Genomic DNA, 25,739 nt, shown 5'->3' with positions numbered 1-25,739 from the left:
CAATGAGCGTTTACCAGACACTCACCTTGGAAATGTCCGGCCGCGTCGCGGTCGTCACCTTCCGGCGCGCCGATCAGCTCAACGCCATGAACCGGCTGATGCAAAGCGAGATCACCGATGTTTTCGAGGCGCTGTCAAGGGATGACGGTGTCGGCGCGATCGTGGTGACCGGCGAGGGGCGCGGCTTCATGGCCGGCGCCGATATCAAGGAATACGCCGCCCAGACAGCTATCGAGTTCGATGCCTTCCAGACGGCGGGCACGCGCATGTATGCGGCGATCGAGCAGAACTGCAAGCCGGTCATCGCCGCGGTCAATGGTTTTGCGCTCGGCGGCGGCATGGAGCTGGTGCTGTGCTGCGACATCGTCATCGCCAACCAGTTCGCCAAGCTCGGCCTGCCCGAGATCAAGCTCGGGCTGGTCCCCGGCGGCGGCGGCACGCAGCGCAGCGTCCAAAAACTCGGCCGCAACCGCGCCAACCTCCTATTGATGACCGGCGCCATAGTGCCGGCTTCCGAGTTCGTCGGCGCCGGACTGATCAACGAGATCGTCGATGCCGAAAGGCTGATGCCGCGGGCGCTGGAACTCGCCGGCATGATCGCCGCCGAACCGGCCGCCGCGATCGAGGCACTGAAGGCGCTGACTGCGCATGCTGTGTCGGGCGAGCTGGTCGACGGCCTTGCCATGGAGCGCGACGTCCTGGGTAGCCTTTACCGCAGCGAGATCGGCCAGCGCCGCGTCAAGGAGTTCGCTGAGAAGAGCGCGGCGCGGGCCAAGGCCGCGCAATGATATCCCTGGACAAGCCGAACCGGCCGCGCTTCACCGATGTCGAAGGCCTGGCCGCGATGGTCGGCGGCGACGACGCCTTCGGTGTCGGCGGGCATCATTTTGCCCGGCTGCCGATCGCCCTGTTGCGCGCCATCGCCCGCTCGCGCGTCAAGGGCCTGCGCTATGTCTGCTGGGCCGGCGGCCTGCCGCTCGAACTGCTTCTCGAAGCGGATGCCGTGGCGGAGATCGATATCTGCTTTTCCAGCCTCGATATTTTTGGCTTGCCGCCCCGCTTCCGTGCGGCTGCCGAGATGAATGCCGTGCCGGTCCGCGACTGGACGGCGCTCGCCATGATCCAGGCGTTGCGGGCGGCGCAGCAGAACCTGCCGTCGATGCCGTTTCAGCTTCCGCAGGGTTCGGACATGCTGGCGCGCGTGCCGGGCGCGATCGCCGCGCCCGATCCGGTCGCGAAAACCACGACCGGCATAATCCCGGCCTTGCGGCTCGATACGTTCGTCGTCCATGCCCAGCGCGCCGACGAAAGCGGCAATGTCGAGATCATCGGGCCGCGGGCGCTGGACTTCGCCATGGCCGGCGCGGCGCGCCAGGTGTTGGTCACGGTCGAGGAAATCGTTCGGGTTGGAGCGCTGCGGCATGACGGCCGGCAGAGCATTTTGACCCGCAACCAGGTGTCAGCCATAGCGCTGGCGCCGGGCGGCGCCTATCCCGCTTCCTGCCTGCCTTTCTACGTCACCGATTATCGGGCTTTGGCGAACGCCTTTGCCGTCAGAGAAACGTCCTTGGCGGATAGCCTGCATCTGCCTTCCGAAGGCGTGCCGGAACTAGTCCGAGGCGCCGCGAAGGTCCGTGCCGAGACGGTCGTGGCAATGCCCGGCCTGGTGCAGGGCGAAGGCAAGGCGTCTGTCGACGAGATCATCGCTGCCCGCATCGCCGCCGAACTCGACAATGAGAGCTTTGCCAGTGCCGGCGCGGTGTCGCCGCTGGCCAACGTCGCCTACCGGCTGGCAAAGGCGACGCACGCGCCGGACATGATCATCGCGACGATGAGTTGCGGCCATCTCGACATAGCGCCGAGCCCGATGATCCTGTCGCTGATCGAAAGCCTCGACTGCGAGACGGCGGTGGCGCATGTCGGCGGCGACGACACCTATTCGACCTATTACCAGGCCGGCGCGGTGACGCATGAGATCGTCGGTGCCGCGCAGGTCGACCGACGCGGCCGCGTCAACACCATTGCGCTGCGCAAGCGCGACGGCAGCCTCATCCGGCTGCCCGGGCAAGGCGGCATGGCCGATGTCGCCAACATGCATCGCGATTATCTGCTCTACGTCCCGCGCCATTCCGTGCAGTCGCTGGTCGACAGGGTCGAGATCGCCAGTTCGGCGCGCGGACTGCTGACAGAGGCCGAACGCAAGCCGATGGGTTACCGGACCGGTGCTGCACTGGTGTTCACCGACCTTTGCGTCTTCCGGCTCGACCGGGAGAACCGGGAATTGGTCGTCGTCGAGACCATGCCGGGCGTGACGCGCCAGCAGATCCAGGATGCCACCGGTTTTGCCCTGACATTCGATGCCGATTGCCGCGAAGTTCCGCTGCCCGCGAACGAGACGCTCGATGTCCTGCGAAACCGGATCGACCCGCTTGGTCTGCGCCGCCTCGAATTCGTCAGCGCCAAGGAGCGCGGCGCGCTTATCGCCGAAATCCTTGCCGGCGACCGGCTGATGGTCGAGCTCTGCATCGCCGCGCAGCGGTCGCATGCCGCGGCAGGCTGAAGAGGGGGCGCATGGCAAAGCCGTTGCTCGAACTATCGGCCGCGAGGGTCTTCTTCGACGGCATCTTCACCAGCCCGCGCGTTGCGCATCCGGAAGGCGTGGCCATCCATCGCGACGGCTCCATCTGGTGCGGCACCGAAACCGGCGACCTGCTGCGCCTGGCCGCCGATGGCGGCTCGGTCGAACGCATGGGCGGCACGGAGGGCTTTCTGCTCGGCATCGCCTTCGACAGCGCAGGCAACTGCTTCGCTTGCGATCTCAGACATGCGGCGATCTTTCGCTGGGATGCCGCGACGGCTGGTATGCAGCGCTTCGCTTCGGCCGGCATCCGCGTGCCGAACTATCCCGTTATCGACGAGGCGCGCGGCTGGCTCTACGTGTCGGACAGCGTAGGCGAAGACAACCGCTCCGGCATCTTCCGCTATGATTTGAAGAGTGGCAAAGGCGGCCTGTGGTGCCGCGAGGCCATGGCCTTCGCCAACGGCATGGCGATGGCGCCGGGTGGGAACGGACTTTACGTCGTGGAAAGCCATGCAGCCTGCGTCAGCTATGTGCCAATCCTTGCCGACGGCACGGCAGGGCCTCGCCAGCTCGTCGTGGAGGGCGTGAACAACGTTCCCGATGGTGTGGCCTTCGCGCCGGACGCTTCGCTGTTCATCTCATGCTACGAGCCGAGCCGGATCTATCGTTGGCGAAAGGATAGCGGGCTCGAGGTGCTGATCGAGGATCCGGCGGCAACGACGCTCGCCCATCCCACCAACATCGCCTTCAAGGGCGACAAGCTCTACACCGCAAATCTCGGCCGCTGGCACATTACCGAGATCGACCTGACGGCGATTTTATAGATCAGGATCAAAGCTATCCCAGCCGGCCGTGACTGGAGCGGATGCGCAGCACCTGCACTCTCGACGGCAGCTCGATCAGGAACTCTTCGTCCCGCTCGAGATGGTGGATTTTTGTCGGGTCGCCGCCAGTGAATGCCGCCATCGCCTCGATAGTCTCCCAATAGGAGATCGTCACGAATTCCGAATGGGTCGGCGTGTCCTCACGAAAGGTTTGCACGCCCAGCGCCTTCTCGATCAACGGCTTGATGCCGGCCTCGTAATTGTAGCTCTCATAGGCATCTGCCTTCTCAGGCAGGGTTCTGCCGCGCCAGACACGAACTATGGTCGGGGTTTTCTGTGTAGCTTTCTCCGTCATGGCCAAATTCCTGCTGTCTCGATTGGTTCCAACCCGGCATTCAGCTTGGCAGGGCCAGCCAGGCAACGCATCTTCCCTGCTGGCAACCCGCTATCCGGTTGCCAGCGGCGGTTTTCATCCTCCCCGGTCGACGTAGGTGGCGCTGCCCCAGATAGGGCTTCCTTGCCGACCGCTAGGAGACTTACTCCTGATCCTCGGCGCCTCCTCCATGGAAGAAGGATCGGATTTCCTGCATGTCGACGCTGCCGTCACCGTTCTCATCGACTGCGTTGAATATCCGCCCGACGAAATCCTGGACTTCGGCCTGAGAAAGTGCGCCGTCGCCGTCGGCATCCACTATGGCGAACATCATTCGCATCCTCGCGCCATGCATCCCGCGTCCAATGCCACCGCCGCCTCCCGTCTCCCAACCTCGGTCAGGCGGGCCCATCCTGTAGTCGCGATGCCAGTGGTCGCGACCTCGCCATTCTGCCCGGGGCCCGCGATCTTCTTGCATTCTCTCCTCCAGCATCTCAGTCATCATCTGGCGCATCATTTCGCGCATGGCATCCTGGCTCTGCCCGTTCATTCCGGGCGACTGTTCGGCGCCACGATTCGGTGCCGGCGCCGCGGGCGCAGGTGGGCTCGTCTGGCCGAATGCCGGCGCGGCCAACATAGCCAGCGCCGCGGCAATTACAGTGGTTTTGCTTGCGAACGTCATCGTAGTCTCCATCGGTATGAATTGGTGGCTGAACGTGTCTGCATCCACGCCAAACCGGCTGCTCGCCTCATGGTTCCTGGGCAGTCGGCACGGCGGCGGAAAAGTCCGCCCGATCGCGGCAACAAAAGCGGCTTACCCACGTTGCCGTTGATGCAAAGCTCCACCAGGAGGAAAAAATGGCCGACGATAAGAGCAAGCGAGATTTCCGCGAGCGCGACCGCGTTTCTACGGAAGACGACCGTGAAGTCGAGTATTTTGCCCAACAGAACGGCATTACCGCCGATCAGGTCCGTCAGCTGATCAAAAGCTTCGGCAATGATCGCGGCCGGCTGACCGTAGCCGCGAAGGCGTTGCGAGGGATTTCACCTGCCGGAGCCGACGAGGTGACCAGAGAAGCCCGCCAGCAGGCGACACCCATGCATCTCGGTAAACCCGACGAGTGATGCCAGGCAACTGCTCCGCCGCTGCGGCGGGCATCAGAACTTGCGGCTCAAATAATCCGAGTCGCGCAGTCCGAACCGCCACTCGGCATCGACAGCCTTGGAAATGCCGATCCTGCGGCCTGTCAAAATGGCGCTGGCTTCGCTCGGCGGCCTGAATTCGAATGGCGGCTCGTCCAGCGGCAGCCCGTCATGGGATTTACCGATCGCCAGTGCCTGGCAAAGACGACCCGGCCCCGAACAAAGCAGTCGGGCATCGTCAAGGCCGCGATTGGCCCGCATCACGTCCAGCCCTGATCGCGGCTCGATTGCGCGGATAAGCACGGCACTGCCGGGAAGGCACACGGCATTGAGGCACCAGTGCAGGCCATAGGAGCGATAGACATACGCGCTGCCCGGGGCGCCGAACATTGCGCCGTTGCGCACCGTCCTGCCACCGAAAGCGTGCGAAGCCGGATCATCGGGGCGATAGGCTTCGGTTTCGACGATGATGCCGCCAACGCCGTGCAAGAGCAGCGTCGCGCCAATCATGTCGCGCGCGACGATGGCGGCGTCTCGGGCAAAGAATTGGTGGTTCGTGGTCAACGTGCACCGGACTGATCGCGCCTGGGCCTGGCGCGACAACAAATTCTCGGACCGGAAGCAAAATGTCCAGCCACTGCGCCTCCGGTCTGGATCGGCTGTATTCAGCGCAGCATGGCCGCGCCGATGAAAACCGCAGCGGCCAGCACGACGAAGGCGGCAATCACCAGGACCGGCCCGTATCTGCGCGGCTGGACGTCGGGCTCATCCCTGAGCGGGCGCATCGCATCGGCATAGCTCGCCTGGTTGGTGAACTTCGGCGTTTTGCGGGGCGGAGACGGGTCTTTCGCCGAAGGGTTGCCGGCGGATTCCGCGTCAGTTTCCACGGGAGCGGCAGCCGGGTCGATACCTGGCGTCTTATCCCCTTCGCGCCCGGCATCGATATCTCCCCTTGCCCGTGGCGGGGTCCGCCCAACAGGTGCTGCGTCGGCCATCATCGAGGGTTCCTTCAGAACATCGGCGTCACGCGTCCTAACCTGCGTCTCATTTCAAAGTTCCGGCGAGCGGAAAACCGCCAGAGCATCCTTCCAGGAACAACCGGCGATCGGGCGGGTTGGGGCAGGCATCACGGAGAGCAGGATGGACTTGGCGAGTCACGCGCCCACATGCGCGGCTGTTCGACAGCAGGCTCCAACGAACGCACATGATCTACTTCACCGCCGACACGCATTTCAGCGACCCGCGCATTTTGCGCATCGATCGCCGTCCGTTCGGCTCGTTGGCGGAACATGATCGGGCCCTCATTGCGTTCTGGAACGAGACTGTCGGGCCGGACGACGAAGTCTGGCATCTCGGCGATTTTGCCAAGCGGTCGGCCGCATTCGTGTCGTCGCTGCTGTCGTCCCTCCATGGCAGCAAGCATCTGATCATCGGCAACAACGATGGCGCAGCCACCATCGACGCGACGGGTTGGGCGAGCACGCAACATTACAAGGAACTGACGCTCGACGGTAGCCTGCTGATCCTTTGCCATTATCCTTTTCGCACCTGGAACCAGATCGGCAGGAGGTCGATCGATCTGCATGGCCATTCCCACGGCAGGCTCACCCCCGTCACGCGCCAGTATGACGTCGGCGTCGACAGCTGGGATTTTCGTCCGGTCACACTTGCCGCCATTCTTGGCAGCCGAGGCAGAAGCGCGGCCCGGCGAAAGCCCGGCTGAAGGCTGCTGGTCGCAACCGGAACCTCTGCGGAGCTGAGGCGTTCGAAAAGTGCAAGGCGTAAGGGCAACTGCAATGGCTCAGACATCAAAGATCACGACAGGCATGAATGACCGGCCGCGCAATGAAACCATCGGCCAATCCGGCGAAGGCCTGCCGGACGACAGCAGCAAGCCGCTTGAGGTCGACGAAGGCTTGGTCGCCCGGTTGAGAAACAAGCTGCAGGGCCGGCAGGCCGGCCAAACCAACACGGACGAGGTTCCGGCAGGTATTCCCGGCGCTGGCGAGAATATTTGTCGCCGCTGCTCAGGCACCGGCATGGTCGACGGCCGGACCTGCCCCGAATGCGGCGGAACCGGCAAGGTGATGACGCCCATTGGTGGCGGCTGAGGGGATTCGACAGGCTTGGCGACCCGTTTCAGTCAAGCTTCGGCTGTCGAGCGCGGATCAGATCGCCGGCACCCACTTCCAGAACACGCCTTCCTTGCGTTCGGGGTAGTGCTTGAACTCACATTCGAAGCGCCATCCGTAGTTCTTCGCGGCGGCAAGCGCCTCCTTGCTGACCGGGTTCATGCCCGTTCCCGGCGCGAACCAATCCTCCAGCAAGTCGTCGGGTATGTAGGCGCCGATCCTCAAAGGAAGCTTTTCGAGAACGATATCCATTTCGGGCGGTGCGGGCACGGGGGCGCTCCTTCGAATTTATCTCACGAACAAATCATTCGAGGCCGATTGAGTTCCAGGCGATCGCCGGGATCGAAGCTGATCGTCATGGGCGGGCAGGGCTGGATTCGAGGTTCGGTCTACGAGATATGGCTGAACCAGGAGGATCAGCAGATCGTGCCCTTCCCGAGAGATGGGTGCAGTCCACCATGTCTCCGGTATAAATCGTAACCTATGTGTCCGGAATGGACCCCCTAGTATGTTGGCGCACCCGACAGGATTCGAACCTGTGACCTCTGCCTTCGGAGGGCAGCGCTCTATCCAGCTGAGCTACGGGTGCCTTCAGGATCGGCGATCCCAAAAACGAACCAGCCGGGTAACCGGCCAGCCACGGCTTCTTAGCGGAAGCAGGCGCCGGCTTCAACGGGCAATCGCGGGCGGGCCTAAGTTGCCGTAGCAGCCTTGGGAACAGAACACTGTCCCCTGCGGCCACCGCCTGCTCATTCGGTCATGGTGAGGACTGCCTTGCCGCTGATGCTGCGCTGCCGCAGCGCGTCCAGGGCCTGAGCGACGTCCCGCCACGGCACGGTCAGCGCCACGCGCGTTTCGAGCCGGCCGGTTGCGATTAGCGCGAGCAGCGAGGCGATGTCGGCGCCTACCTCCGGACCGGAAGTGTAGTAGGCGAAGGTCTGCAGCCGCGCGCCTTCGTGACCCGGAACGAACTGGCGGAAGCCGATGGGCGTGAGTTCGCCGCTGCTCGAGCCGAACATGACGACGGTCCCGCCAGGCGCCACCCGTTCGATCGCATGGGCGAGGCTGTTGCCGCCGACCGACTCGGTAATCAGCGAGAACAGTCCTTCGGCCAGCTCGATCGTTTCGACGACCCGCTCGGCTCCGAGGCTGCGGAGATCCGCGGCATGCCGGGCGGCGGCGACCGCCACCACCGACGCGCCCTGCTGGCGGGCGATCTGGATCTGGAAACGACCGACCGCGCCGCTTGCGCCCGTAATCAGGACTCGCTGGCCGGCCAAGTCTCCGCCGAGGCGCAGGGTCCGCAGCGCGGTCGTGCCTGCGACCGGAACAGTGGCGGCGGAGACGAAGCTGACGTCGTCCGGCAGGATGGCGAGGTGGTCGGTTGGAACGGCGACACGTTCGGCCCACCCGGCCTGGTCGACCAAAGCCGCAACCCGGGCGCCGACGGCTGGCCCAGAGCCATCGGCCGCGGCGCGCTCGACAATTCCGGCGACGTCCTGGCCAGGTATCCAGCCGTTCGGGCGGATGTTGAGCAGGCGCAGTTCGCCGCGGTTCACGGAGACGGCGCGGACCGAGACCAGCGCCTCGTGCGGGGCGGGCTCGGGCTCGCCAAGCTCGGCGAGCCGCAACCCGGTGGCGCTGTCGAGAGAGGTGACTAAGGCGAGCATGGGGTCATGCCTCCTTGCTGCGGGGTGGACGCGTGGCCTGCTATGCCTCGGACTTGTTCGGCTTGGCGGCACAGGCGGGGCGCTGATGATCTCAGAGCCCGGCCGCACGCCGGATGTTGGGTAGCGTGCCAAATAGGCCAAGCTCTTCCCGTCGCTGCCTCAGATGGCCGCTGACGATGGGATCCACGGCCCGGTCTTTCAGCACGGCCGCTAGGCGTCTGAACAATCTTTCTCATCGTCTTTGCAGGCTCCTGACTCATTCGCAAGTCGGAGCCTATCGACTTTCCCGATGGAATAATTTAGATATCATGGCACTTGATCGCTAAAATAAGTCAATATGAGACAGCCGCTCCGCTACCCTTGGCCGAATTTCGATCCGGATGACATCCTCGTACCGGCAATTGCCGTGCGCGTTGAGGTTACCGAGACCAAGGCGGAGGTACCGGACCATCGCCACCGCAAAGGGCAACTTGTCTTCGCGCTGGGAGGTGGCGTCACATGTCGCGTCCCCAGCGGCCTGTGGATGGTGCCGCCTCATTGCGGGGTGTGGATTCCGGGTGGCATGGAGCACAGCAATGTCGCGACCGCCAATGCCCGGATTTTTTTCGTATACGTCGAGCCAGGAGCTACCGATCTGCCGGACCGGTGCTGCACGCTTTCGATCTCGCCGCTGCTGCGCGAGCTCATTATCGAGCTGGCGGATCGCAGTGAGGACGATGACGCAAGGGGCGAGCTCCTGACCAGGGTTCTGCTAACCGAACTGCCGCGTATGCCTGTTCAGCAGCTACACCTGCCGATGTCGTCCGAGCCGCGCTTGAGGCGGATCGCCGCGGCGCTGGCGGAAGATGCTGCCGACCGTAGCACCCTGGCGGAATGGTCCAATCGCGTTGCGCTCAGCGAGAGCAGTCTCGCACGTCTCGTGGTAAAGGAGACAGGGCTGACCTTCGGGCGCTGGCGCCAGCAATTGCACCTGATCGTCGCAATGCGGGAGCTGGCCTCAGGCGCGAGCGTGCAGCAGGTTTCGGCCGATCTCGGTTACGGTTCGGTCACGGCCTTCATCACCATGTTCAAGAAAGCGCTTGGCAAGCCACCGGCAAAATATCTCAACAGTGTCGCGCAAAACGGCGGTTCCACGTTTGTCGCCTGATGAGCGCCTTGATCCGCCGCCTGCTCGGCCGTCGCCCCTCACTGCTCATCGGCATACAGCAGCCGCGTCGTCGCGTTCGCCGTCGTCGTCGACAGGCTGCGCTGGATCAGCGCCTCGACGTGGTCGTTGCGCTGGCGCGCGCTGTCGGCGCCCATCACCACGATGATCAGCCTGTGCCCGTCCGCATTATAGGAGGTAACGATGTTGAAACCCGAAGCTCTGATGTAGCCGGTCTTGATGCCGTCGACGCCGCGCACCCGGCCGAGCATGTCGTTGTGGCCGCGCACCAGCCTGCCGCGGAACATGAAGTCGCTTTCGGAGAAATAGTGGAAGTGCTGCGGGAAGCGGGCGTGCAGCGCGATGCCGAGCACCGCCATGTCGCGTGCCGTCGTGTGCTGGTCCCCGTCCGGCAGGCCCGAGGCGTTGCGGAAGACGGTGCTGCTCATGCCGATCTGGCGCGCCTTGGCGGTCATCATGCCGGCGAACGCCGCTTCGCTGCCGCCGAGATATTCGGCGACGGCGACCGCCACGTCATTGGCCGATTTGACGACGATGGCGCGAATCGCCGAATCGACGTCGATCGTCTCGCCGCGCCTGAACCGCAGCTTGGTCGGCGGCTGCCGGGCGGCGTTGTCCGACACCGGAATTTGTGTCTCCTTGCTGATGCGGCCAGAATCCAGCGCCTCGAACAGAAGGTAGAGCGTCATCATCTTGGTCAACGACGCCGGATAACGCGGCGCCGTCGAATTGACCTCGAACAGCGTCTTGCCGGTGCCGGCATCGATAACCATCGCGGCATATTTCTGCGGCGGCGCCGGCACGGCCAGCACGCTGTCGGGGGGCGTCACCGTCGTGCAGCCGGCGGCAAACAGCAGCAGCGCAAGCACCGCGACACATTTGTGGATGAGCGGAAGTAAGCGCAAGGCGGACAAGTCAGTTCCGAAGGCAGGCTGTTTCTGAGACGACGCGAAGCTATCTTAACGCAAGGGCGCAGTCCATTTGGTTAATATCGCTCGGGCCCTGGATGGGTGTCTGTCCACAGGCCCACGTGGCGGCTGCGTCGATACAGCCGCCGTTTGATGTGAATTGCCGGCCGCACCGCTTGCGCAACCGGCGGCGAGTGGGCTTTGCTGGCGCCGGCAGAATTGGGCCGCCAGAATCGGGCTGGCAGAATCGGTAGGTGCACATGGATGCGGTCACGATCACGGCAAAGGGCATTTCGGTATCGGTCGATCTTGCCGTCGGCCATCTCGCCGACATGGCGGTCGATATCGATGGCCATCGGCTGAAGCCGCTGCATCGCGCACCCTGGGTCGGCGAGCCGCGCGAGACGCTGCCGAAAGACCTGCCTGAAGGTACGGTCCACCTGTCCGGCGATTTCCTCTGCGCGCCGTTCTCGATCAGCGACGTCGAAGAGGCACCTTTGCATGGCTGGCCGGCCAATAGTCGCTGGGAGGTCGTTGACAGCGCGGCAACGGCCGATGGCTGGCGCGCCGTCTTCCGGCTGCAGCGCCCGGTCATGGGCGCGACCGTCGACAAGATCCTGACCTTGCGCGACGATCATTCCTTTCTCTATCAGGAGCACGTCTTTTCCGGCGGCTCCGGCGCCATTCCCGTCGCCCACCATCCGATGACGGTGATGAAGACCGGCGGCAGGCTGGCGTTCTCGCCGAAGCGCCTTGCCGCGACGCCGAACGAGCCGCCGGAGCCCGATCCGGCCCGCGGCCGCTCTTTGCTCGCCTACCCGGCGCGTTGCCCCGCCCGGCCGCGCGTTACCGCCCCCCCCCGCCGCCCGATCGCCCGGCCCGGGTATCGCATGGCCCAGCTGCGGGAGGCCTTCGTCACGCTGGTCGAGGCCGATCATGGCGGGCCGGGCTGGACCGCACTGGCGCGCCAGGCGGAAGCCGATCTCGTGCTGGTGCTGAAGAACCCGGCTGAACTGCCGGTCACCATGCTGTGGGTCAGCAATGGCGGGCGCGATTATGCGCCGTGGAGCGGCCGCCACCGCGGCGTGCTCGGCATCGAGGACGGCCGCACGGCCGTCGGCCATGCCGCATCGCTCGGCGACAACTGGCTGAAGCATGAAAGCGTGGCGACCGCCTTTGCCCTTTCTGAAGGGCGCAGTTTTTCGTTCCGCCATGTCATCGGCGCGCTGCCGTGGCCATCCGGCGAGCCGCCGCGCGACGTCACGACCTCGCCGGGCCGCATGCGCATCCTGGCCGCCGACGGTGCCGTGCGCGACATCGCCTTCGACAGCGATTTCCTGCGGATCGGCCAATCCAGGCCCGATTGAAGGCTTGGCACAATCCGGCGTTTGAAATTTTCGAAAACTGCCGCCAAAATGCGCCAGAACCTACCGTAAGGGGGCCAATGTCAGAAATCGCCCATATCGCTGCTGCCATTTTCAAGCGCGCCGGCAAGGCGCCGCGCTTCATCGTTGCCATTGCCGGTCCGCCCGGCGCCGGCAAGTCGACATTGTCGGCAGGCTTGCACGACCTGCTGCCGGAAGGCACGGCGGAAGTCGTGCCGATGGATGGCTTCCATTACGATGACGTCGTGCTCGATCGACGCGGCCTTCGCCAGCGAAAAGGTGCCCCGGAAACCTTTGATTTTGCCGGCCTCGAAGCGCTGCTGAAGCGCATCCGCGCCGGCGAGCCGGATATCGCCATCCCGGTCTTCGACCGCAGCATGGAGCTGTCGCGCGCCGCTGCTGCGATTGTCGCCGCCGAGACCAAATTCATCCTGGTCGAAGGCAATTATCTCCTGCTCGACGAGGAACCCTGGACGCGGCTGGCGCCGCTGTTCGACTTCTCGATCTTCGTCGATGTGCCGCGCGCCGAGCTCGAGCGCCGACTGATGGCGCGATGGCACGAGCACGGCCGCTCCGACGAGGACGCGCGCGCCTGGATCGCCTCTAACGACATGCCGAACATCGACCGCGTGCTTGCCCGTCGGCGGCCCGCCGACCTGGTGGTCGGCGACCTGGCCTGACTTGCAAGGAACCGCCCGGCCGGAACCTTAGCAGTTTCAGGCCGTTATCCCGGACACGGCAATTGTGCCCATGAGGGAACCGTTCGATGGAAACCATGGCAAGAAAGCCTGCGCCCGCCAAGGGCAGGGCAACACGATCAAAAGCAACTCGAGCGAAAACCAGCGCCGGCCCGGCAGTGGCAGCCCGCGCCAAGGATGCGGCAAAGCCTAGCTTTGGCAAGGCAGCGCCGAAGAAGGTGATGCCTGCCGCGGCCAAAGCCGCTGCACCCAAGGCAGCGGCCCCCAAAGCCGCCGGACCCAAAAAGCCGGCAAGCAGCAGAGGATCGATCGCTGGCAGCGCAATGCGCACTGTCAAAGCGACGGCCAACGTTGCTGCTGGTGCGGTGCTTGCGACCGCCAAAGGTGCGGCGTCGCTTGCCGCTTCCGTAGTCGGCAAGAGCGGCTCAAAACCGCGGACCAAGGCAAAGTAGCCGGGCCAGTCACGATCAGGCTCTGGCCGGAATGGTGAGGCCCTTCTGCACCGCCGGGCGGGCGAGGCCGCGCTCCAGCCATGCGGCCACGCGGGGGAAATCATCGAAACCGACGAGTTCCCGCGCCTCATAGAAGCCGATCAGATTGCGCACCCAGCCCAGCAGCGAGATGTCGGCGATGGTGTAATCGTCGCCCATGATCCAGCTGCGGCCTTTGAGCCTCGTTTCGAGGACGCCGATCAGCCGCCGCGACTCGTCGCGGTAGCGCTCCAGCGGGCGCTTGTCGGCGATTTCGCGTCCGGCGAATTTGTGGAAGAAACCGACTTGGCCGAACATCGGCCCGATCGAAGCCATCTGGAAGAACACCCACTGGATCGTCTCATAACGCAGCGTTGTGTCTGCCGGGACCAGCTTGCCGGTCTTGTCGCTGAGATAAAGCAGGATGGCGCCGGACTCGAACAGGCCGATCGGCTTGCCGCCCGGGCCGTTCGGATCGATCATCGCCGGTATCTTGCCGTTCGGGTTCAAGGACAGGAATTCCGGCGTCCAGCTTTCGTTCTTGCCGATGTCGACGGCATGCGGCTCGTAGGGCAGGCCAAGTTCCTCCAGCGCGATCGACACTTTCACCCCGTTCGGCGTCGGAAACGAATAAAGCTGGATGCGGTCGGGATGGTTTGCCGGCCACCGCGTGGCAATCGGAAACGCGGACAGATCGGTCATTGAAACTCCTGGTCGGGGAGCGCGCCGAACGGCACGGTCATGGCGGGTTGCAGAGAGTTAGGAGCAGCACCCGGTACGATCAATGTCACCGGCGAAAAGTTTTACTGCTCGGGCACGGGATTGGCCGTCAGACCGCCTTGACCGCCAGCACCGCATTGGTGCCGCCGAAGGCGAAGCTGTTGCTGATCGCGGTGCGCACCGCGCGCTCGCGCGCCACGTTCGGCGTGATGTCGAGATCGCAGTCGGCGTCGGCTTCCCGATAGTTGGCGGTCGGCGGCACGATGCCTTCGCGGATCGCCATCACGCAGGCGATCATTTCCAGCGCGCCGGACGCACCGAGACAGTGGGCGTGCATCGATTTGGTCGAGGAGATAGAAAGCTTGTAGGCATGGTCGCCGAAGACGCGCTTGATCGCTGCCGTTTCGATCTGGTCGTTGGCCTTGGTGCCGGTGCCATGCGCGTTGAGATAGTCGACGTCCTCCGGATTGAGGCCGGCATCGACGAGGCAGAAGCGCATCGCCGCCTCCGGCCCTTCGATGGTCGGCGCAACGATGTCGGAGGCGTCGGCGGAAAGGCCGACGCCGGCGATTTCGGCAAGGATGGCGGCGCCGCGCGCCATGGCATGCTCATAGGTTTCCAGGACCACCATGCCGGCGCCTTCGCCGAGCACAAGCCCTTGGCGATCGGCCGAAAACGGCCGGCAGGTGTCCGGCGACAATACCCGCAGGGCCTCCCAGCCCTTCAGGATGCCCCAGACCAGCGGCGCATCGGTTCCGCCGGCAACCATGACGTCGGCACGGCCGAGCCTGATCTGGTCGACGGCCGAGGCAATGGCGTGATTGGATGACGAGCAGGCAGAGGTGATGCCGAAGACCGGCCCACGAAGACCAAGGTTCATGCTGACGTGGCCGGCCGCAGCGCCCGGCATTACTTTCGGCACGGTGAAGATGCCGGCGCGGTTCTTGCCTTCGAGCAGGATGGCGCGATAGCTCTCTTCTATCGCCTCCCAGCCGCAGACGCCGACGCCGACGATGGTGCCCATCCTGTAGGTGTTGGCCGCGTGCGCGTTCAATCCCGCCTGCTGTGCCGCCTCCCGCGCGGCGATCGTCGCCAAAAGGCTGAAGCGATCCATCGACACGACCTGCTTGCGGTCGATGCCGTGATCGGGAAGCGCCTTGATTTCGCAGCCGACCCTGACCTTCAGGTCATGCAGCTCGGAATTGACGATCGCGCCGATTGCCGAACGGCCGGCGCGCATCTCGTTCCAGATTGCTGGTGCATTGGTGCCGAGCCCGCATAACCCACCGATGCCCGTGATGACGATGCGCTTGTGCATTCAGTCAGGCTTTTTTCGCGATCAGCGCGCGAACCGCCTCGACCATGTCGCCGACATTCTTCAGATTGCTCCAGGCATCGACCGTGTTCATCTCGATTTCGATGCCGTACTCTTCCTCGAGATCGAAGATGATTTCCGTTAGTTCCAGCGAATGGATGCCAAGGGCGGTCAGTTCAGTATTGGTGGTGATTTCCTCGCCGCCCGGCTCGGCATGAGCCTTGATCTTGGCGATGATATCGGTTGCCAGCTGGTCAGCCATTCGGTTTCTTCCCCAACCTATCGTTTCCCGACGCCAACTGATCAGCGCCCTTTTTGTCCTCGATTACGTCGTCACCGTCGCCTTTTACCCCGCCAGGCGCCGATAATCGTATCAAGGTGGCTCCCTCTATAGAAACCGAAACGCTGTCAAGCAACAAGCTATATATCGACAAAGCCGCCGCAGTGCTTAACGTTGGTGTCGTGGATACGATCGCATATAGCTTGACCTCAGTGCCGCCGGCCCAGCGCGTTGCCGGCGTCGCGCGGCTTGCCTGCGACTGGAACGGTGGCCGCACGCGTCTTCGGCGCCTGTACCAGGACGGCTCTGCCAAGATCCGCATGCCGGCGGTCTCAGCCGATCCGCTCGAAGCCGTCCTGATCAACACTGCCGGTGGGCTGACCGGCGGCGACCGTCTCGCCTGGGTGGTCGATGTCAGTGCCGGCGCCTCCGCAACCATAACAACGCAGGCCTGCGAGAAAATCTACCGAGCCGCATCCGACCGCGCCGAAGTGCGGGTGAAGCTGACCGTCGGCGAAGACGGCCACATTGCCTGGCTGCCGCAGGAAACCATCGTCTTCGACCGCTCGGCCTTTGCCCGCACGCTCGACGTGGAGCTTGCCACCGGAGCCGAGGCGCTAATCCTGGAGGCCACCGTCTTCGGCCGCCTGGCCATGGGTGAACGGGCAGCGCAAGGCCATTTCCACGACCGCTGGCGCGTCGGCCAGGACGGAGCGCTGATTCACGCCGAGGAGTTCCGCGTCGGGCCGGACATTGCGGCCACCTTGAACCGTACTGCGGTTGCCGGCGGCGGCATCGCTGTGGCGACGCTGCTGATGGTCTCGTCGCGGGCAGAGGCTTTGCTCGAGCCGGCGCGGGGCATAGTCGGCGGCCAGGGCGGCGTCAGTTTCTGGAGCGTGCGGAAATCTGGCAAGCTTCTTGCGAGGCTGTTCGCCGAGGACGGCTACCAGCTCCGCAAGCGGCTGGTGCCGCTTGTCGAATTGCTCAACGGGCGGGCGGGCCTGCCCAAATTATGGTCACTCTGATTTCGATTACGCCACCGCAGGAAAAAGCATGAATCTGACGCCGAGGGAGAAGGACAAGCTGCTGATCGCCATGGCGGCGATCGTGGCCCGCAAGCGGCTCGAACGCGGCGTCAAGCTCAACCATCCGGAAGCGATCGCGCTGATCACCGATTTCGTCGTCGAGGGTGCCCGCGACGGCCGCGCGGTCGCCGAGTTGATGGAGGCCGGCGCCCATGTCGTCACCAGGGCCCAGGTGATGGAAGGCATTGCCGAAATGATCCACGATGTGCAGGTCGAGGCGACGTTTCCCGACGGCACCAAGCTGGTGACCGTGCACGAGCCGATCAGATAACACCGCCAAGGAGAGGAAAATGCTTGAGCTGCGTCCCAACTGCGAATGCTGCGACAAGGATCTGCCGCCCGATGCGACGGATGCGGTGATCTGCACCTTCGAATGCACTTTCTGCGCCGACTGCGCACAAAACGTGCTCGGCGGCGTCTGTCCGAATTGCGGCGGCAACTTCTCGCCGCGCCCGATCCGTCCGGCAGCGATGCTGAAGAAATATCCGGCCTCGACCAAGCGTATTCTCAAGGCAGAGGGCTGCGGCCCGGCCCGCAAGGCGGCGTGAGAGGCATGATGATCTCGAAGATGGAAGGTACGCCGATGATCCCCGCTACGATGAAACGCGCAGCCCTCTCGGCGGCCCTGCTGCTGGCAGCAGCAATGCCTGCCTATGCCCATGTCGGCGTCGGCACGGCTTCCTCTTTCGCCACCGGCTTCATCCACCCGCTCTCCGGCCTCGATCATATGACGGTGATGATCGCCGTCGGCCTGTGGGCGGCGCTCAAGGGTGGCAAAGCGATCTGGGCATGGCCGCTGGCCTTCGTAGCCGTCATGCTGGCCGGCGGCGCGCTCGGCATGCTGCATGTGCCGATGCCCTTCGTCGAGCCGGCCATACTGGCGTCCGCCGTGGCGCTGGGGCTGCTGGTTGCGCTCGCGGTCGATCTTCCCGTCTCGGCCGGCGTCGCCGTCATCGGCCTGTTCGCGCTGTTCCACGGCTACGCCCACGGCACCGAGGTGCCTGAAAATACCGGCGGGCTCGGCTATATGGCGGGCTTTGCCTTTGCCACCGCGCTGCTCCACGCCGTCGGCATCACTGCCGGTCTCAACCTCGGCTGGCGTTTCCGCGGGCTTGCCCGCGCCGCTGGGGTCGCCTGTGCCGCGATTGGCGCCGGCCTCGCCTTCGTCCTGTGAGGCCGCGATGATCCCCGGCGAAATCATCACGGCAAGCGGCGAGATCGAACTGAACAAGGGACTGCCGACGGTCACCATGAAGGTGGCCAACAGCGGCGACCGGCCGATCCAGGTCGGCAGCCACTATCATTTCTTCGAGACCAATGAAGGGCTGAGATTCGATCGCGACAAGGCGCGGGGCATGCGCCTCGACATCGCCGCCGGCACCGCGATGCGCTTCGAGCCCGGCCAGGAGCGCGACGTTACGCTAGTGCCGTTCGGCGGCAAGCGCGAGGTCTACGGATTTCAGCAGAAGATCATGGGCAAGCTGTGAGATCGACCGCATCGGCTGCAGATGCTCACCAGAGCTTAGCCAGGGGAAGCTTAACCGGGCGGCTTGGCCGCCGCATAGATGACGACCTTTCCCGGATCATCGAATTCAACCGCCAGAACGTCCTCGGTCTGCACACGCCGCGAGTCGATCGCGTTGAACAGCAATGCGTTCGCCTCGATCTCCTTGCGCAACTCCGCAATGTCGTCCCGATGTTGCCTGACCTTGTTCTCGATCGCCGGCGGCGGGCCGCCTTCGGTGCGCGCGGCGTCGGTAAGAAACACGATATCGACCTTGTCGAGCTTGGATGTCTTGCGCACGGCAGCGATGTTTTCACGCGTGCGATCGATCGCCGAGCTGACCTTGCCAGCTTCCGCATTTGTCTTGGTCTCTTCCTGCCCGACCTCCGAGCCGACGATCCGGTTGACGGTCTCGGCGCTGTCGAGGCTCTGCGCGTTCAGCGCGGCGTGCGGAATGCTGGCTGCCAAAAACGCGGTCGCAGCAATCCCATGCAGCCATCTGGTGTCGGAGAAGGTGGTGATCGCCATCGCTCGTTCTCAGGGTCCTTTTCGAGGCTGGTGTCAGGGCGACAGGACCGAAACGTAACTTCCCCTGTGAAGGTTCCCTTTGCGAGGCGGCGGGCTGATCTTGTGCCGGCCCGCCGCCTCGTCTCGTCAGCTCGCTTTCTTGGTGATCAGCGTCAGCGCGCCATTGGTGCTCATGCTGGCGGCGATCACCTGCGCCGAGGTGAGCCCTTTGGCTTCGAGCGCGGACTTGACCTCCGGCGTCGCGTCGATCGAGCCGCGCAGTTTCTGCAGGTCGGCGTCGCTGCGCTTGGCGATCACCTGGTTGACCTTGGCCTGAGTGTCCGCCGGCAGATCCTTGATATCGACGACATTGATCGCCTGGATGGTGGGCGCCTGCGGCGGCGCCCCGGGCGCGGCTGGAGCAGGCGCGGCCGGCGCCGGACTGGGCTGCTGCGCAGGCTGTTGCTGGGCGCTGGCGGCGGTTGCGAGCACCAGCGTGGCGGCGGCTGCCAGAAGGATTGTTTTGCGCATGGATGTTCCTTTCCATCGATTGGCAAGTGGTCGTTTTGGGGTGGCCCGGCCACCTCAAACGCTAAATGGGATCGGAAAGTGTCGCTCAGCGGGTCATTGCGTGACCATAGGATGGCGGCAATGTGGGACCCGGCTTCGACCAGACTGTATTTCGGGAGCAATTGCTGATGGCTAGAATCACCCGCGCCGCCTATGCCCAGATGTACGGCCCGACCGTCGGCGACAAGGTCCGGCTCGCCGACACCGAGCTGTTCATCGAGGTCGAAAAGGATTTCACCCTTCACGGCGAGGAGGTGAAATTCGGCGGCGGCAAGGTCATCCGCGACGGCATGGGCCAGAGCCAGGTTTCGCGGGCGCAAGGCGCTGTCGACACCGTCATCACCAATGCGCTGGTCGTCGATGCCGTCGCCGGTATCGTCAAGGCCGACATCGGCATCAAGGACGGCCGCATCGCCGCGATCGGCAAGGCCGGCAACCCGGATACGCAGGACGGCGTCGGCATCATCATCGGCCCGGGCACCGAGATCATCGCCGGCGAAGGCAAGATCCTGACCGCCGGCGGCTTCGACGCGCATATCCACTTCATCTGCCCGCAGCAGATCGAGGAAGCGCTGATGTCGGGCATCACCACCATGCTCGGCGGGGGCACCGGTCCGGCGCATGGCACGCTGGCCACCACCTGCACGCCTGGGCCGTGGCATTTGGCACGCATGATCCAGTCCTTTGATGCTTTCCCGATGAATATCGGCCTGTCAGGCAAGGGCAACGCGTCGCTGCCTGCCGCGCTCGAGGAGATGGTGCTCGCGGGTGCCTGCTCGCTGAAACTGCATGAGGACTGGGGCACGACGCCGGCTGCAATCGACTGCTGCCTGTCGGTCGCCGACGATTACGACGTGCAGGTGATGATCCACACCGACACGCTGAACGAGTCCGGCTTCGTCGAAAACACGGTCGCGGCGATCAAAGGCCGCACCATCCATGCCTTCCACACCGAAGGCGCCGGCGGCGGCCACGCGCCTGATATCATCAAGGTGTGCGGCTTGCCCAACGTCATTCCGTCTTCGACCAATCCAACCCGCCCCTACACGATCAACACACTGGCCGAACACCTCGACATGCTGATGGTCTGCCACCATCTGTCGCCGTCGATCCCCGAAGATATCGCCTTTGCCGAAAGCCGCATTCGCAAGGAAACCATCGCCGCCGAAGACATTCTGCACGACATCGGCGCCTTCTCGATCATCTCGTCGGACAGCCAGGCGATGGGTCGTGTCGGCGAAGTGGCGATCCGCTGCTGGCAGACCGCCGACAAGATGAAGCGCCAGCGCGGTTCGCTGCCGCAGGAGACCGGCAACAACGACAATTTCCGCGTCCGCCGCTACATCGCCAAATACACCATCAATCCAGCCATCGCGCATGGCCTGTCGAAGGACATCGGCTCGGTGGCGGTCGGCAAACGCGCCGACCTTGTGCTGTGGAACCCGGCCTTCTTCGGCGTCAAGCCGGACATGGTGCTGATCGGCGGCATGATCGCCGCCGCTCCCATGGGTGACCCCAACGCCTCGATCCCGACGCCACAGCCGATGCACTACCGGCCGATGTTCGGCGCCTACGGCAAGGCGATGACCAATTCGTCGGTGACCTTCGTTTCGAAGGCCGCCCGGGAGGCCGGCCTGCGCGGCAGGCTGGGCGTCGACAAGCAGATGATGGCGGTCGAGAACACCCGCGGCGGCATCGGCAAGCATTCGATGGTCCTCAACGACGCCACGCCGCATGTCGAGGTCGACCCCGAGACCTACGAGGTCCGCGCCGACGGCGAATTGCTCACCTGCGAGCCGGCCACCGTGTTGCCGATGGCGCAGCGCTACTTCCTGTTCTGAACCATAGGCGCTAGAACGCCCGATGTAGAACGTGCCGCGCGAGGCCTATGGACCAGCAACTTCCTTACGCCCACGACATCTTCCCGCATATCCGCATCGTCCTGGGCATGGTGATCGGCCTTGGCGTCACCCGCCTTTTGTCGGGGCTCGCCCGCATCGTCCAGCATCCCGGCCAGTACCGGCTCTATCCCGTGCATCTGGCCTGGGTCGCGTCGGTGCTTTTGATGCTGGTGCATTTCTGGTGGTGGGAGTTCGGTCTGTTCCAGATCGAGAATTGGACCTTCGGCAAGTACCCGTTCATCATTTTCTACGCCGTCACCCTGTTCCTGCTCTGCGCGTTGCTGTTCCCGGACTCGATGCTGGACTACACCAGCTATGAGGATTTCTTCTATTCGCGCCGTGCCTGGTTCTTCGGCCTGCTGGCGGCGACCTATCTGCTGGACGTGGTCGATACGCTGCTGAAAGGGCCGGCGCATTTCGCCCATTTCGGCGTTGAATATTTGATCCGCACGCCGGTTTTCGTCGCGCTTTGCGTCGTTGCGATCCTGCTGCGCGACCGCCGCTTTCACATCGCCTTTGTCGCCGCCGCGCTTGTCTACCAGATATCGTTTATCCTGCGGCTCTTCGACACGATCGTTTGAGCGCCATTAGGGCGGGGAACCGGATAGTCTAGGCTTTTTGCGAAAGGCAGTCTTACATGAAGCTCGATATCCGCACCGACTTCACCAAATTCCCGCGCGCCGTCTCCGTCCTGGCCGCAGGCGAAGCCGGAGCGACGACGCCATATGACAGTGCGGTGCTTGCCCATGACGAGCGGCATCTGCGCCGCCGCGCCATCGAAACGGCCCGTAGCGACAGGGTATTGGTCGACCTGCCCGAACCGGTGGCCTTGAACGATGGCGACCGGCTGGTGCTGGAGGATGGCCGCCAAATCGAGATCATCGCGGCCGAGGAGCCGCTCTGCGATATCCGGGCCAGCGGACCTGTCCATCTGGCCGAGCTCGCCTGGCATATCGGCAACCGCCATCTCGCCGCCGCCATCGAGGCTAACCGCATCCTCATCCTGCGCGACCATGTCATCAAGGCGATGCTGGAAGGGCTGGGTGCGACCGTGAGTGATGTCTCCGAACCGTTCAAGCCGGTGCGCGGCGCTTATTCCGGCCATGGCGGCCATGGCCATGCTCATGCCGAGGCGCATGCGCACAGCCATGCCGAAGCGCATTCCCATACCCATAGCGAATCGCATTCCCACAGCCATTCGCACGACCATGACCATGACTGACCAGCCTTCCAACGTCGCCCAGCCTTCCAACATCGCATTGTTGCGGCTGATGGCGTGGCTGTCGCCTTCCTTCCCGGTCGGCGGCTTTTCCTACAGCCATGGTCTGGAACAAGCCGTTCATGCCGGGCTGGTTGCCGACAGCAAAGACCTCGCCGTATGGCTGGAGACGCTGGTCGAGATGGGTTCGGGCTGGAACGATGCCGTGCTGTTTGCCGAAAGCTGGCGGCGGGCGCGTGAAGCCGGCGATCTCACCGAAATTGCCGCACTCGCCGAGGCCTTGGCGGGCTCGCGCGAGCGCCATACCGAGACGATGCTGCAGGGCGCCGCCTTCCTGAAAGCGGCCTCGGCCTGGCCGTGCCAGGTGTTGGACCGCCGCCTGCCGCCCGAATGCGCCTATTGCGTTGTCGTCGGTGCTGTTGCCGGCGGCCACGGCATTGCGCTGCAGGACGCGCTGGCTGCCTTCCTGCAGGCCTTCTTCTCCAACCTCGTCCAGGCCGCGATCCGGCTTGGCGTCCTCGGCCAGGGCGCTGCGATGACGCTGCTCGCCGGCTTCGAGCCGCTGGCCTTGGCCACTTCCGCCCGCGCTGCCGGATCGACGCTCGACGATCTCGGCGGCTGCGCTTTTATCTCCGACATAATGGCAATGACGCACGAGACCCAGTATTCGCGACTGTTCCGCTCATGATCGTCCTCGCTTTCGCCCTCTCGCTCGTCCTGCTGCTGATCACTGCACTGCATGTCTATTGGGGCATTGGCGGCATCTGGCCGGGCAGGGACGCCGCCTCCTGCGCCCGTGCGGTCATCGGCTTTCGCGGCGTCGACGAGATGCCGGCGCCCTTCGCCTGCTTCGCCGTTGCCGCCTGCCTTGGCCTTGCGACACTGTGGCCGATGGCGCTCGAGGGCATCTTTGCCACGCCCTTTCCTAAGGCCGGGCTTGCCGCCACGTCGCTGCTCATCGCGCTGGTTTTTCTGGCGCGTGGCATTGCCGGCTTCACGCCGTGGTGGCGCCGGCTGACGCCCGAGCAGCCTTTCGAGCGGCTCGATCGGCGTTATTATTCGCCACTGTGCCTGCTGATCGGGCTTGGCTTCGCCATTCTTGCCTTGACGGAGTTCTCCACATGACGTCCCCAAACGGTCCTCTTCGCATCGGCATCGGCGGCCCGGTCGGCTCGGGCAAGACGACGCTTACCGAGAAACTCTGCAAGGCGTTGCGCGACGAGTTCTCGATCGCCGTCGTCACCAACGACATCTACACCAAGGAAGACGCCATGATGCTGGCCCGCCTGCAGGCGCTGCCCGAGGACCGCATCATCGGCGTCGAGACCGGCGGCTGCCCGCACACCGCCATCCGCGAGGACGCCTCGATCAATCTGCAGGCAATCGCCGAGATGACCAGAAAATTCCCGGATCTCGATATCGTCTTCATCGAATCGGGCGGCGACAACCTCGCCGCCACCTTCTCGCCGGACCTGGCCGACCTGACGCTTTATGTCATCTCGGTTTGCCAAGGCGAGGAGATCCCGCGCAAGGGCGGGCCGGCAATCACGCGGTCGGATTTCCTGGTCATCAACAAGAGCGATCTTGCGCCTTACGTGAACGTTAATCTCGAAATCATGGAAAGCGACGCTGCCCGCATGCGCGGCAAGCGGCCGTTCGGCTTCACCGACCTGTCGCGCGGCAAGGGGCTGCAGGAGGTGATCGATTTCATCGTCGAGCATGGCGGGCTTCGGATCGGCACGGCCACCAGCACGGCGGCATAGTAACGGTGCTTGTCTGCACCAAACGAAACCGGTTGCGCGCGTTGCAGCCGCGCGGCATCCTTGCCTCTTTCACGGAGGTTTACGATGAGCATCGCCCGCCTGCAGAAGGAGCCGTTGACCAACCTGCCATTCTACGATGAGCGCGTCGATCTCGCTTGCGCCTTCCGCTGGACGGCGAGGCTCAACATGCACGAGGCGGTGGCCAATCATTTCTCGCTGGCCGTCAACGACGATGGCTCGCAATTCCTGATGAACCCCAACCAGGTGCATTTCTCGCGCATCAAGGCGAGCGACCTGCTTTTGATCGACGCCAACGATCCCGACACGCTGGCCGGCCCGAATGCGCCCGACCCGACGGCCTGGGGCCTGCATGGCGCCATCCACCGCAATGTGCGTCATGCGCGCTGCGTCATACATGTCCACTCGATCCATGCCACCGTGCTTGCCTCGTTGGCGGACTCGACGCTGCCGCCGGTCGACCAGAACTCGGCGATCTTCTTCAACCGCCATGTCGTCGACGGTCATTATGGCGGGCTGGCCTTCGAGGAAGAGGGTGAGCGCTGCTCGCAACTCCTTGTCGACCCGAAGGTCAAGGTGATGGTGATGGGCAACCATGGTGTGCTGGTCATTGGCGACAGCGTCGCCGACACCTTCAACCGCATGTTCTATTTCGAGCGCGCCGCCGAAACCTATATCAAGGCGCTGTGGACCGGCCGGCCGCTGCGGGTACTGTCGGACGAGATCGCCGAAAAGGCGGCAAGGGAACAGGAAGACTATCCCGACCAGGCCGAACGCCACCTGTCCGAACTGAAGGCGATCCTCGACGAGCAGGAGCCTGCCTACCGGAATTGAATCTCATTCAACCGGCGTGGCTTAAAGCCCCAACTCGGCGCGCAATTCATCGGCGCTGTTGATGACGATCGCCCCCGGCGGGCCTTCCATCGGCACCTCCGGCCAGAAGATCGTCTTCATCCCCGCTGCCAGCCCGGCCATGGCGCCGGTCCGGCTGTCGTCGACCGCCACGGCCTCGGCGGGGTCGACGTCGGCCAGCCAGGCGGCGCGCAGGAATGGTTCGGCATGTGGCTTGCCTTCGCGCACGTCGTTGCGGCTGACCGTCTTCATGCCGGGATAGACGAGGCCGACGGCGCGCAGATTGGCATCGACGATCAGCCTGTCCGAGTTGGAGACCACCGCTTGCGGCAGGCCAAGCTCTCGCAGCTCGTTGAAGATCTCGATCGCGCCGGTACGTGGCGTCAGCGTTTCGGCCATCGGCAGATAGTGATCGTATTTGCGCACGATCCAGTCGTCGAAAGGCAGGTCGAGGCCGAACTCGTCGCGCAGCATCTCGTAGACCGGCCATGCGGCGATGCCGAGCACGCGCTCATGCAGGTCGGCCGGCGGTGCGATGCCGACACTGTGCAGCGCTGCAATCAGCGCCGCCTCGTGCAGCGGCTCACTGTCGACCAGCGTGCCGTCCATATCCCAGAAAACCGCTTTCGGCGTCATGCAAGGCTCCATTCTCCAAA

General features: G+C 64.2%; 35 protein-coding genes and 1 tRNA gene. 22 read left to right on the top strand and 14 right to left on the bottom strand.

The genetic code is table 11. The annotated features are described in order from the left end of the window. Window positions 1-2: 2 nt before the first annotated feature. Genes NKJ08_RS01690 through NKJ08_RS01680 form a run of 3 tightly spaced genes read left to right on the top strand, consistent with a single transcriptional unit; the run spans window position 3 to window position 3,405 of the window. Window positions 3-788 (top strand): enoyl-CoA hydratase/isomerase family protein, encoded by a 786-nt coding sequence (locus NKJ08_RS01690; RefSeq protein ID WP_352781056.1) that lies wholly within the window; start codon window positions 3-5, stop codon window positions 786-788. Continuing rightward, window positions 785-2,560 carry a CoA-transferase gene (locus NKJ08_RS01685; protein ID WP_352781054.1) on the top strand — a complete coding sequence of 592 codons (1,776 nt, stop codon included), beginning with the start codon at window positions 785-787 and terminating at the stop codon, window positions 2,558-2,560. The genes NKJ08_RS01690 and NKJ08_RS01685 overlap by 4 nt, the downstream gene beginning before the upstream one ends. Before the next feature lie 11 nt (window positions 2,561-2,571). Further along, on the top strand, window positions 2,572-3,405 hold the full coding sequence (locus NKJ08_RS01680) for an SMP-30/gluconolactonase/LRE family protein (RefSeq protein ID WP_352781053.1): 834 nt from the start codon (window positions 2,572-2,574) through the stop codon (window positions 3,403-3,405). Window positions 3,406-3,418: 13 nt separating this feature from the next. On the opposite strand, the gene NKJ08_RS01675 is transcribed toward NKJ08_RS01680, so the two are convergent. Both NKJ08_RS01675 and NKJ08_RS01670 read right to left on the bottom strand, forming a co-directional pair. After that, window positions 3,419-3,760, bottom strand: coding sequence for an antibiotic biosynthesis monooxygenase family protein (locus tag NKJ08_RS01675; protein WP_352781052.1), 342 nt, complete (start codon window positions 3,758-3,760; stop codon window positions 3,419-3,421). A 181-nt stretch (window positions 3,761-3,941) separates the two neighbouring features. After that, a complete protein-coding gene (locus NKJ08_RS01670) occupies window positions 3,942-4,415 on the bottom strand; it encodes an EF-hand domain-containing protein (RefSeq protein ID WP_352781050.1) in 474 nt (157 codons plus the stop codon). A gap of 221 nt (window positions 4,416-4,636) precedes the next feature. Here NKJ08_RS01670 and NKJ08_RS01665 point away from each other — a divergent pair, with 221 nt between their 5' ends. Then, window positions 4,637-4,903, top strand: a complete 267-nt coding sequence (locus NKJ08_RS01665) for a DUF3606 domain-containing protein (RefSeq protein WP_023677031.1) — start codon at window positions 4,637-4,639, stop codon at window positions 4,901-4,903. A gap of 33 nt (window positions 4,904-4,936) precedes the next feature. Here the strand turns inward: NKJ08_RS01665 and NKJ08_RS01660 are convergent, their stop codons facing one another. Next, on the bottom strand, window positions 4,937-5,485 hold the full coding sequence (locus NKJ08_RS01660) for a DNA-3-methyladenine glycosylase (RefSeq protein ID WP_352525787.1): 549 nt from the start codon (window positions 5,483-5,485) through the stop codon (window positions 4,937-4,939). 101 nt (window positions 5,486-5,586) lie between these two features. After that, entirely contained in the window at window positions 5,587-5,919 is a 333-nt protein-coding gene (locus tag NKJ08_RS01655) for a hypothetical protein (protein WP_502906287.1), read from the bottom strand. 206 nt (window positions 5,920-6,125) lie between these two features. Between NKJ08_RS01655 and NKJ08_RS01650 the strand changes: the two genes are divergently transcribed. Together NKJ08_RS01650 and NKJ08_RS01645 are read left to right on the top strand one after the other, a co-directional pair. Beyond that, window positions 6,126-6,644, top strand: a complete 519-nt coding sequence (locus tag NKJ08_RS01650) for a metallophosphoesterase (protein ID WP_352781048.1) — start codon at window positions 6,126-6,128, stop codon at window positions 6,642-6,644. A 73-nt stretch (window positions 6,645-6,717) separates the two neighbouring features. Beyond that, window positions 6,718-7,032, top strand: coding sequence for a hypothetical protein (locus NKJ08_RS01645; protein WP_352781156.1), 315 nt, complete (start codon window positions 6,718-6,720; stop codon window positions 7,030-7,032). Window positions 7,033-7,089: 57 nt separating this feature from the next. On the opposite strand, the gene NKJ08_RS01640 is transcribed toward NKJ08_RS01645, so the two are convergent. The 3 genes from NKJ08_RS01640 to NKJ08_RS01630 form a co-directional block, all read right to left on the bottom strand. Further along, the gene (locus NKJ08_RS01640; protein ID WP_352525791.1) at window positions 7,090-7,323 is read right to left on the bottom strand and encodes a hypothetical protein; all 234 of its coding nucleotides are present in this window, start codon (window positions 7,321-7,323) and stop codon (window positions 7,090-7,092) included. Between the two features lie 242 nt (window positions 7,324-7,565). After that, window positions 7,566-7,642 (bottom strand) — tRNA-Arg (locus NKJ08_RS01635). Between the two features lie 160 nt (window positions 7,643-7,802). After that, window positions 7,803-8,723, bottom strand: a complete 921-nt coding sequence (locus NKJ08_RS01630; protein WP_352781046.1) for a zinc-binding dehydrogenase — start codon at window positions 8,721-8,723, stop codon at window positions 7,803-7,805. A gap of 337 nt (window positions 8,724-9,060) precedes the next feature. Here NKJ08_RS01630 and NKJ08_RS01625 point away from each other — a divergent pair, with 337 nt between their 5' ends. After that, window positions 9,061-9,870 (top strand): AraC family transcriptional regulator, encoded by an 810-nt coding sequence (locus tag NKJ08_RS01625; protein WP_352781044.1) that lies wholly within the window; start codon window positions 9,061-9,063, stop codon window positions 9,868-9,870. Window positions 9,871-9,908: 38 nt separating this feature from the next. On the opposite strand, the gene NKJ08_RS01620 is transcribed toward NKJ08_RS01625, so the two are convergent. Next, complete coding sequence (locus NKJ08_RS01620; RefSeq protein WP_352781042.1) at window positions 9,909-10,802, bottom strand: D-alanyl-D-alanine carboxypeptidase family protein; 894 nt, start codon at window positions 10,800-10,802, stop codon at window positions 9,909-9,911. 254 nt (window positions 10,803-11,056) lie between these two features. Between NKJ08_RS01620 and NKJ08_RS01615 the strand changes: the two genes are divergently transcribed. From NKJ08_RS01615 to NKJ08_RS01605, 3 genes are all read left to right on the top strand, one after another. Continuing rightward, window positions 11,057-12,163: a hypothetical protein gene (locus NKJ08_RS01615; protein ID WP_352781040.1), complete on the top strand. Its 1,107-nt coding sequence runs from the start codon at window positions 11,057-11,059 to the stop codon at window positions 12,161-12,163. Window positions 12,164-12,240: 77 nt separating this feature from the next. After that, window positions 12,241-12,861, top strand: coding sequence for a nucleoside triphosphate hydrolase (locus tag NKJ08_RS01610; RefSeq protein ID WP_352781039.1), 621 nt, complete (start codon window positions 12,241-12,243; stop codon window positions 12,859-12,861). An 86-nt stretch (window positions 12,862-12,947) separates the two neighbouring features. Then, a complete protein-coding gene (locus NKJ08_RS01605; RefSeq protein WP_352781036.1) occupies window positions 12,948-13,331 on the top strand; it encodes a hypothetical protein in 384 nt (127 codons plus the stop codon). A 15-nt stretch (window positions 13,332-13,346) separates the two neighbouring features. Here NKJ08_RS01605 and NKJ08_RS01600 read toward each other — a convergent pair whose 3' ends face one another. The 3 genes from NKJ08_RS01600 to NKJ08_RS01590 all read right to left on the bottom strand — a co-directional run bounded on the left by NKJ08_RS01600 (window position 13,347) and on the right by NKJ08_RS01590 (window position 15,646). Continuing rightward, window positions 13,347-14,051: a glutathione S-transferase family protein gene (locus NKJ08_RS01600; RefSeq protein WP_352525802.1), complete on the bottom strand. Its 705-nt coding sequence runs from the start codon at window positions 14,049-14,051 to the stop codon at window positions 13,347-13,349. 127 nt (window positions 14,052-14,178) lie between these two features. Then, window positions 14,179-15,387: a beta-ketoacyl-[acyl-carrier-protein] synthase family protein gene (locus tag NKJ08_RS01595; RefSeq protein ID WP_352781033.1), complete on the bottom strand. Its 1,209-nt coding sequence runs from the start codon at window positions 15,385-15,387 to the stop codon at window positions 14,179-14,181. Between the two features lie 4 nt (window positions 15,388-15,391). Then, window positions 15,392-15,646: an acyl carrier protein gene (locus NKJ08_RS01590; protein WP_006325998.1), complete on the bottom strand. Its 255-nt coding sequence runs from the start codon at window positions 15,644-15,646 to the stop codon at window positions 15,392-15,394. 200 nt (window positions 15,647-15,846) lie between these two features. Between NKJ08_RS01590 and NKJ08_RS01585 the strand changes: the two genes are divergently transcribed. From NKJ08_RS01585 to NKJ08_RS01565, 5 genes are read left to right on the top strand one after another with little or no spacing between them, the layout of a single operon-like run. Beyond that, the gene (locus tag NKJ08_RS01585) at window positions 15,847-16,689 is read left to right on the top strand and encodes an urease accessory protein UreD (RefSeq protein WP_352781030.1); all 843 of its coding nucleotides are present in this window, start codon (window positions 15,847-15,849) and stop codon (window positions 16,687-16,689) included. Window positions 16,690-16,717: 28 nt separating this feature from the next. Continuing rightward, window positions 16,718-17,020 (top strand): urease subunit gamma, encoded by a 303-nt coding sequence (locus tag NKJ08_RS01580; protein WP_023677011.1) that lies wholly within the window; start codon window positions 16,718-16,720, stop codon window positions 17,018-17,020. 19 nt (window positions 17,021-17,039) lie between these two features. After that, window positions 17,040-17,297 (top strand): DUF1272 domain-containing protein, encoded by a 258-nt coding sequence (locus NKJ08_RS01575; RefSeq protein WP_352525809.1) that lies wholly within the window; start codon window positions 17,040-17,042, stop codon window positions 17,295-17,297. A 35-nt stretch (window positions 17,298-17,332) separates the two neighbouring features. After that, window positions 17,333-17,923: a HupE/UreJ family protein gene (locus NKJ08_RS01570; protein WP_352525961.1), complete on the top strand. Its 591-nt coding sequence runs from the start codon at window positions 17,333-17,335 to the stop codon at window positions 17,921-17,923. A 7-nt stretch (window positions 17,924-17,930) separates the two neighbouring features. Then, on the top strand, window positions 17,931-18,236 hold the full coding sequence (locus NKJ08_RS01565; protein WP_352476983.1) for an urease subunit beta: 306 nt from the start codon (window positions 17,931-17,933) through the stop codon (window positions 18,234-18,236). A 50-nt stretch (window positions 18,237-18,286) separates the two neighbouring features. Here NKJ08_RS01565 and NKJ08_RS01560 read toward each other — a convergent pair whose 3' ends face one another. Together NKJ08_RS01560 and NKJ08_RS01555 are read right to left on the bottom strand one after the other, a co-directional pair. After that, window positions 18,287-18,781 carry a hypothetical protein gene (locus tag NKJ08_RS01560; protein ID WP_352474746.1) on the bottom strand — a complete coding sequence of 165 codons (495 nt, stop codon included), beginning with the start codon at window positions 18,779-18,781 and terminating at the stop codon, window positions 18,287-18,289. A 126-nt stretch (window positions 18,782-18,907) separates the two neighbouring features. Continuing rightward, a complete protein-coding gene (locus tag NKJ08_RS01555) occupies window positions 18,908-19,291 on the bottom strand; it encodes a hypothetical protein (protein ID WP_352781027.1) in 384 nt (127 codons plus the stop codon). A gap of 167 nt (window positions 19,292-19,458) precedes the next feature. Between NKJ08_RS01555 and ureC the strand changes: the two genes are divergently transcribed. From ureC to NKJ08_RS01520, 7 genes are all read left to right on the top strand, one after another. Beyond that, window positions 19,459-21,171, top strand: coding sequence for an urease subunit alpha (gene ureC, locus NKJ08_RS01550; RefSeq protein WP_502906286.1), 1,713 nt, complete (start codon window positions 19,459-19,461; stop codon window positions 21,169-21,171). 47 nt (window positions 21,172-21,218) lie between these two features. Then, entirely contained in the window at window positions 21,219-21,812 is a 594-nt protein-coding gene (locus NKJ08_RS01545) for a hypothetical protein (RefSeq protein WP_352781024.1), read from the top strand. Window positions 21,813-21,868: 56 nt separating this feature from the next. Further along, on the top strand, window positions 21,869-22,453 hold the full coding sequence (locus tag NKJ08_RS01540) for an urease accessory protein UreE (RefSeq protein ID WP_352525814.1): 585 nt from the start codon (window positions 21,869-21,871) through the stop codon (window positions 22,451-22,453). Next, window positions 22,440-23,138 (top strand): urease accessory protein UreF, encoded by a 699-nt coding sequence (locus tag NKJ08_RS01535; protein WP_502906285.1) that lies wholly within the window; start codon window positions 22,440-22,442, stop codon window positions 23,136-23,138. Before NKJ08_RS01540 ends, NKJ08_RS01535 begins: the two co-directional genes overlap by 14 nt. Next, entirely contained in the window at window positions 23,135-23,575 is a 441-nt protein-coding gene (locus NKJ08_RS01530; protein ID WP_352525817.1) for a DUF3995 domain-containing protein, read from the top strand. The genes NKJ08_RS01535 and NKJ08_RS01530 overlap by 4 nt, the downstream gene beginning before the upstream one ends. After that, window positions 23,572-24,213 carry an urease accessory protein UreG gene (ureG, locus tag NKJ08_RS01525; protein WP_352525818.1) on the top strand — a complete coding sequence of 214 codons (642 nt, stop codon included), beginning with the start codon at window positions 23,572-23,574 and terminating at the stop codon, window positions 24,211-24,213. Before NKJ08_RS01530 ends, ureG begins: the two co-directional genes overlap by 4 nt. Window positions 24,214-24,297: 84 nt before the next feature. Next, a complete protein-coding gene (locus NKJ08_RS01520) occupies window positions 24,298-25,065 on the top strand; it encodes a class II aldolase and adducin N-terminal domain-containing protein (protein WP_352683012.1) in 768 nt (255 codons plus the stop codon). A 21-nt stretch (window positions 25,066-25,086) separates the two neighbouring features. Here NKJ08_RS01520 and NKJ08_RS01515 read toward each other — a convergent pair whose 3' ends face one another. Next, complete coding sequence (locus NKJ08_RS01515; RefSeq protein ID WP_352683015.1) at window positions 25,087-25,719, bottom strand: HAD family hydrolase; 633 nt, start codon at window positions 25,717-25,719, stop codon at window positions 25,087-25,089. Window positions 25,720-25,739 lie beyond the last annotated feature (20 nt).

It is taken from the genome of Mesorhizobium sp. M0244 (genome assembly GCF_040321795.1).
In the GTDB taxonomy this organism is placed as follows: Bacteria; Pseudomonadota; Alphaproteobacteria; order Rhizobiales; family Rhizobiaceae; genus Mesorhizobium.
The sequence above is the reverse complement of the archived record's forward strand: the minus strand, read 5'-3'. Positions and strand labels throughout refer to the sequence as shown.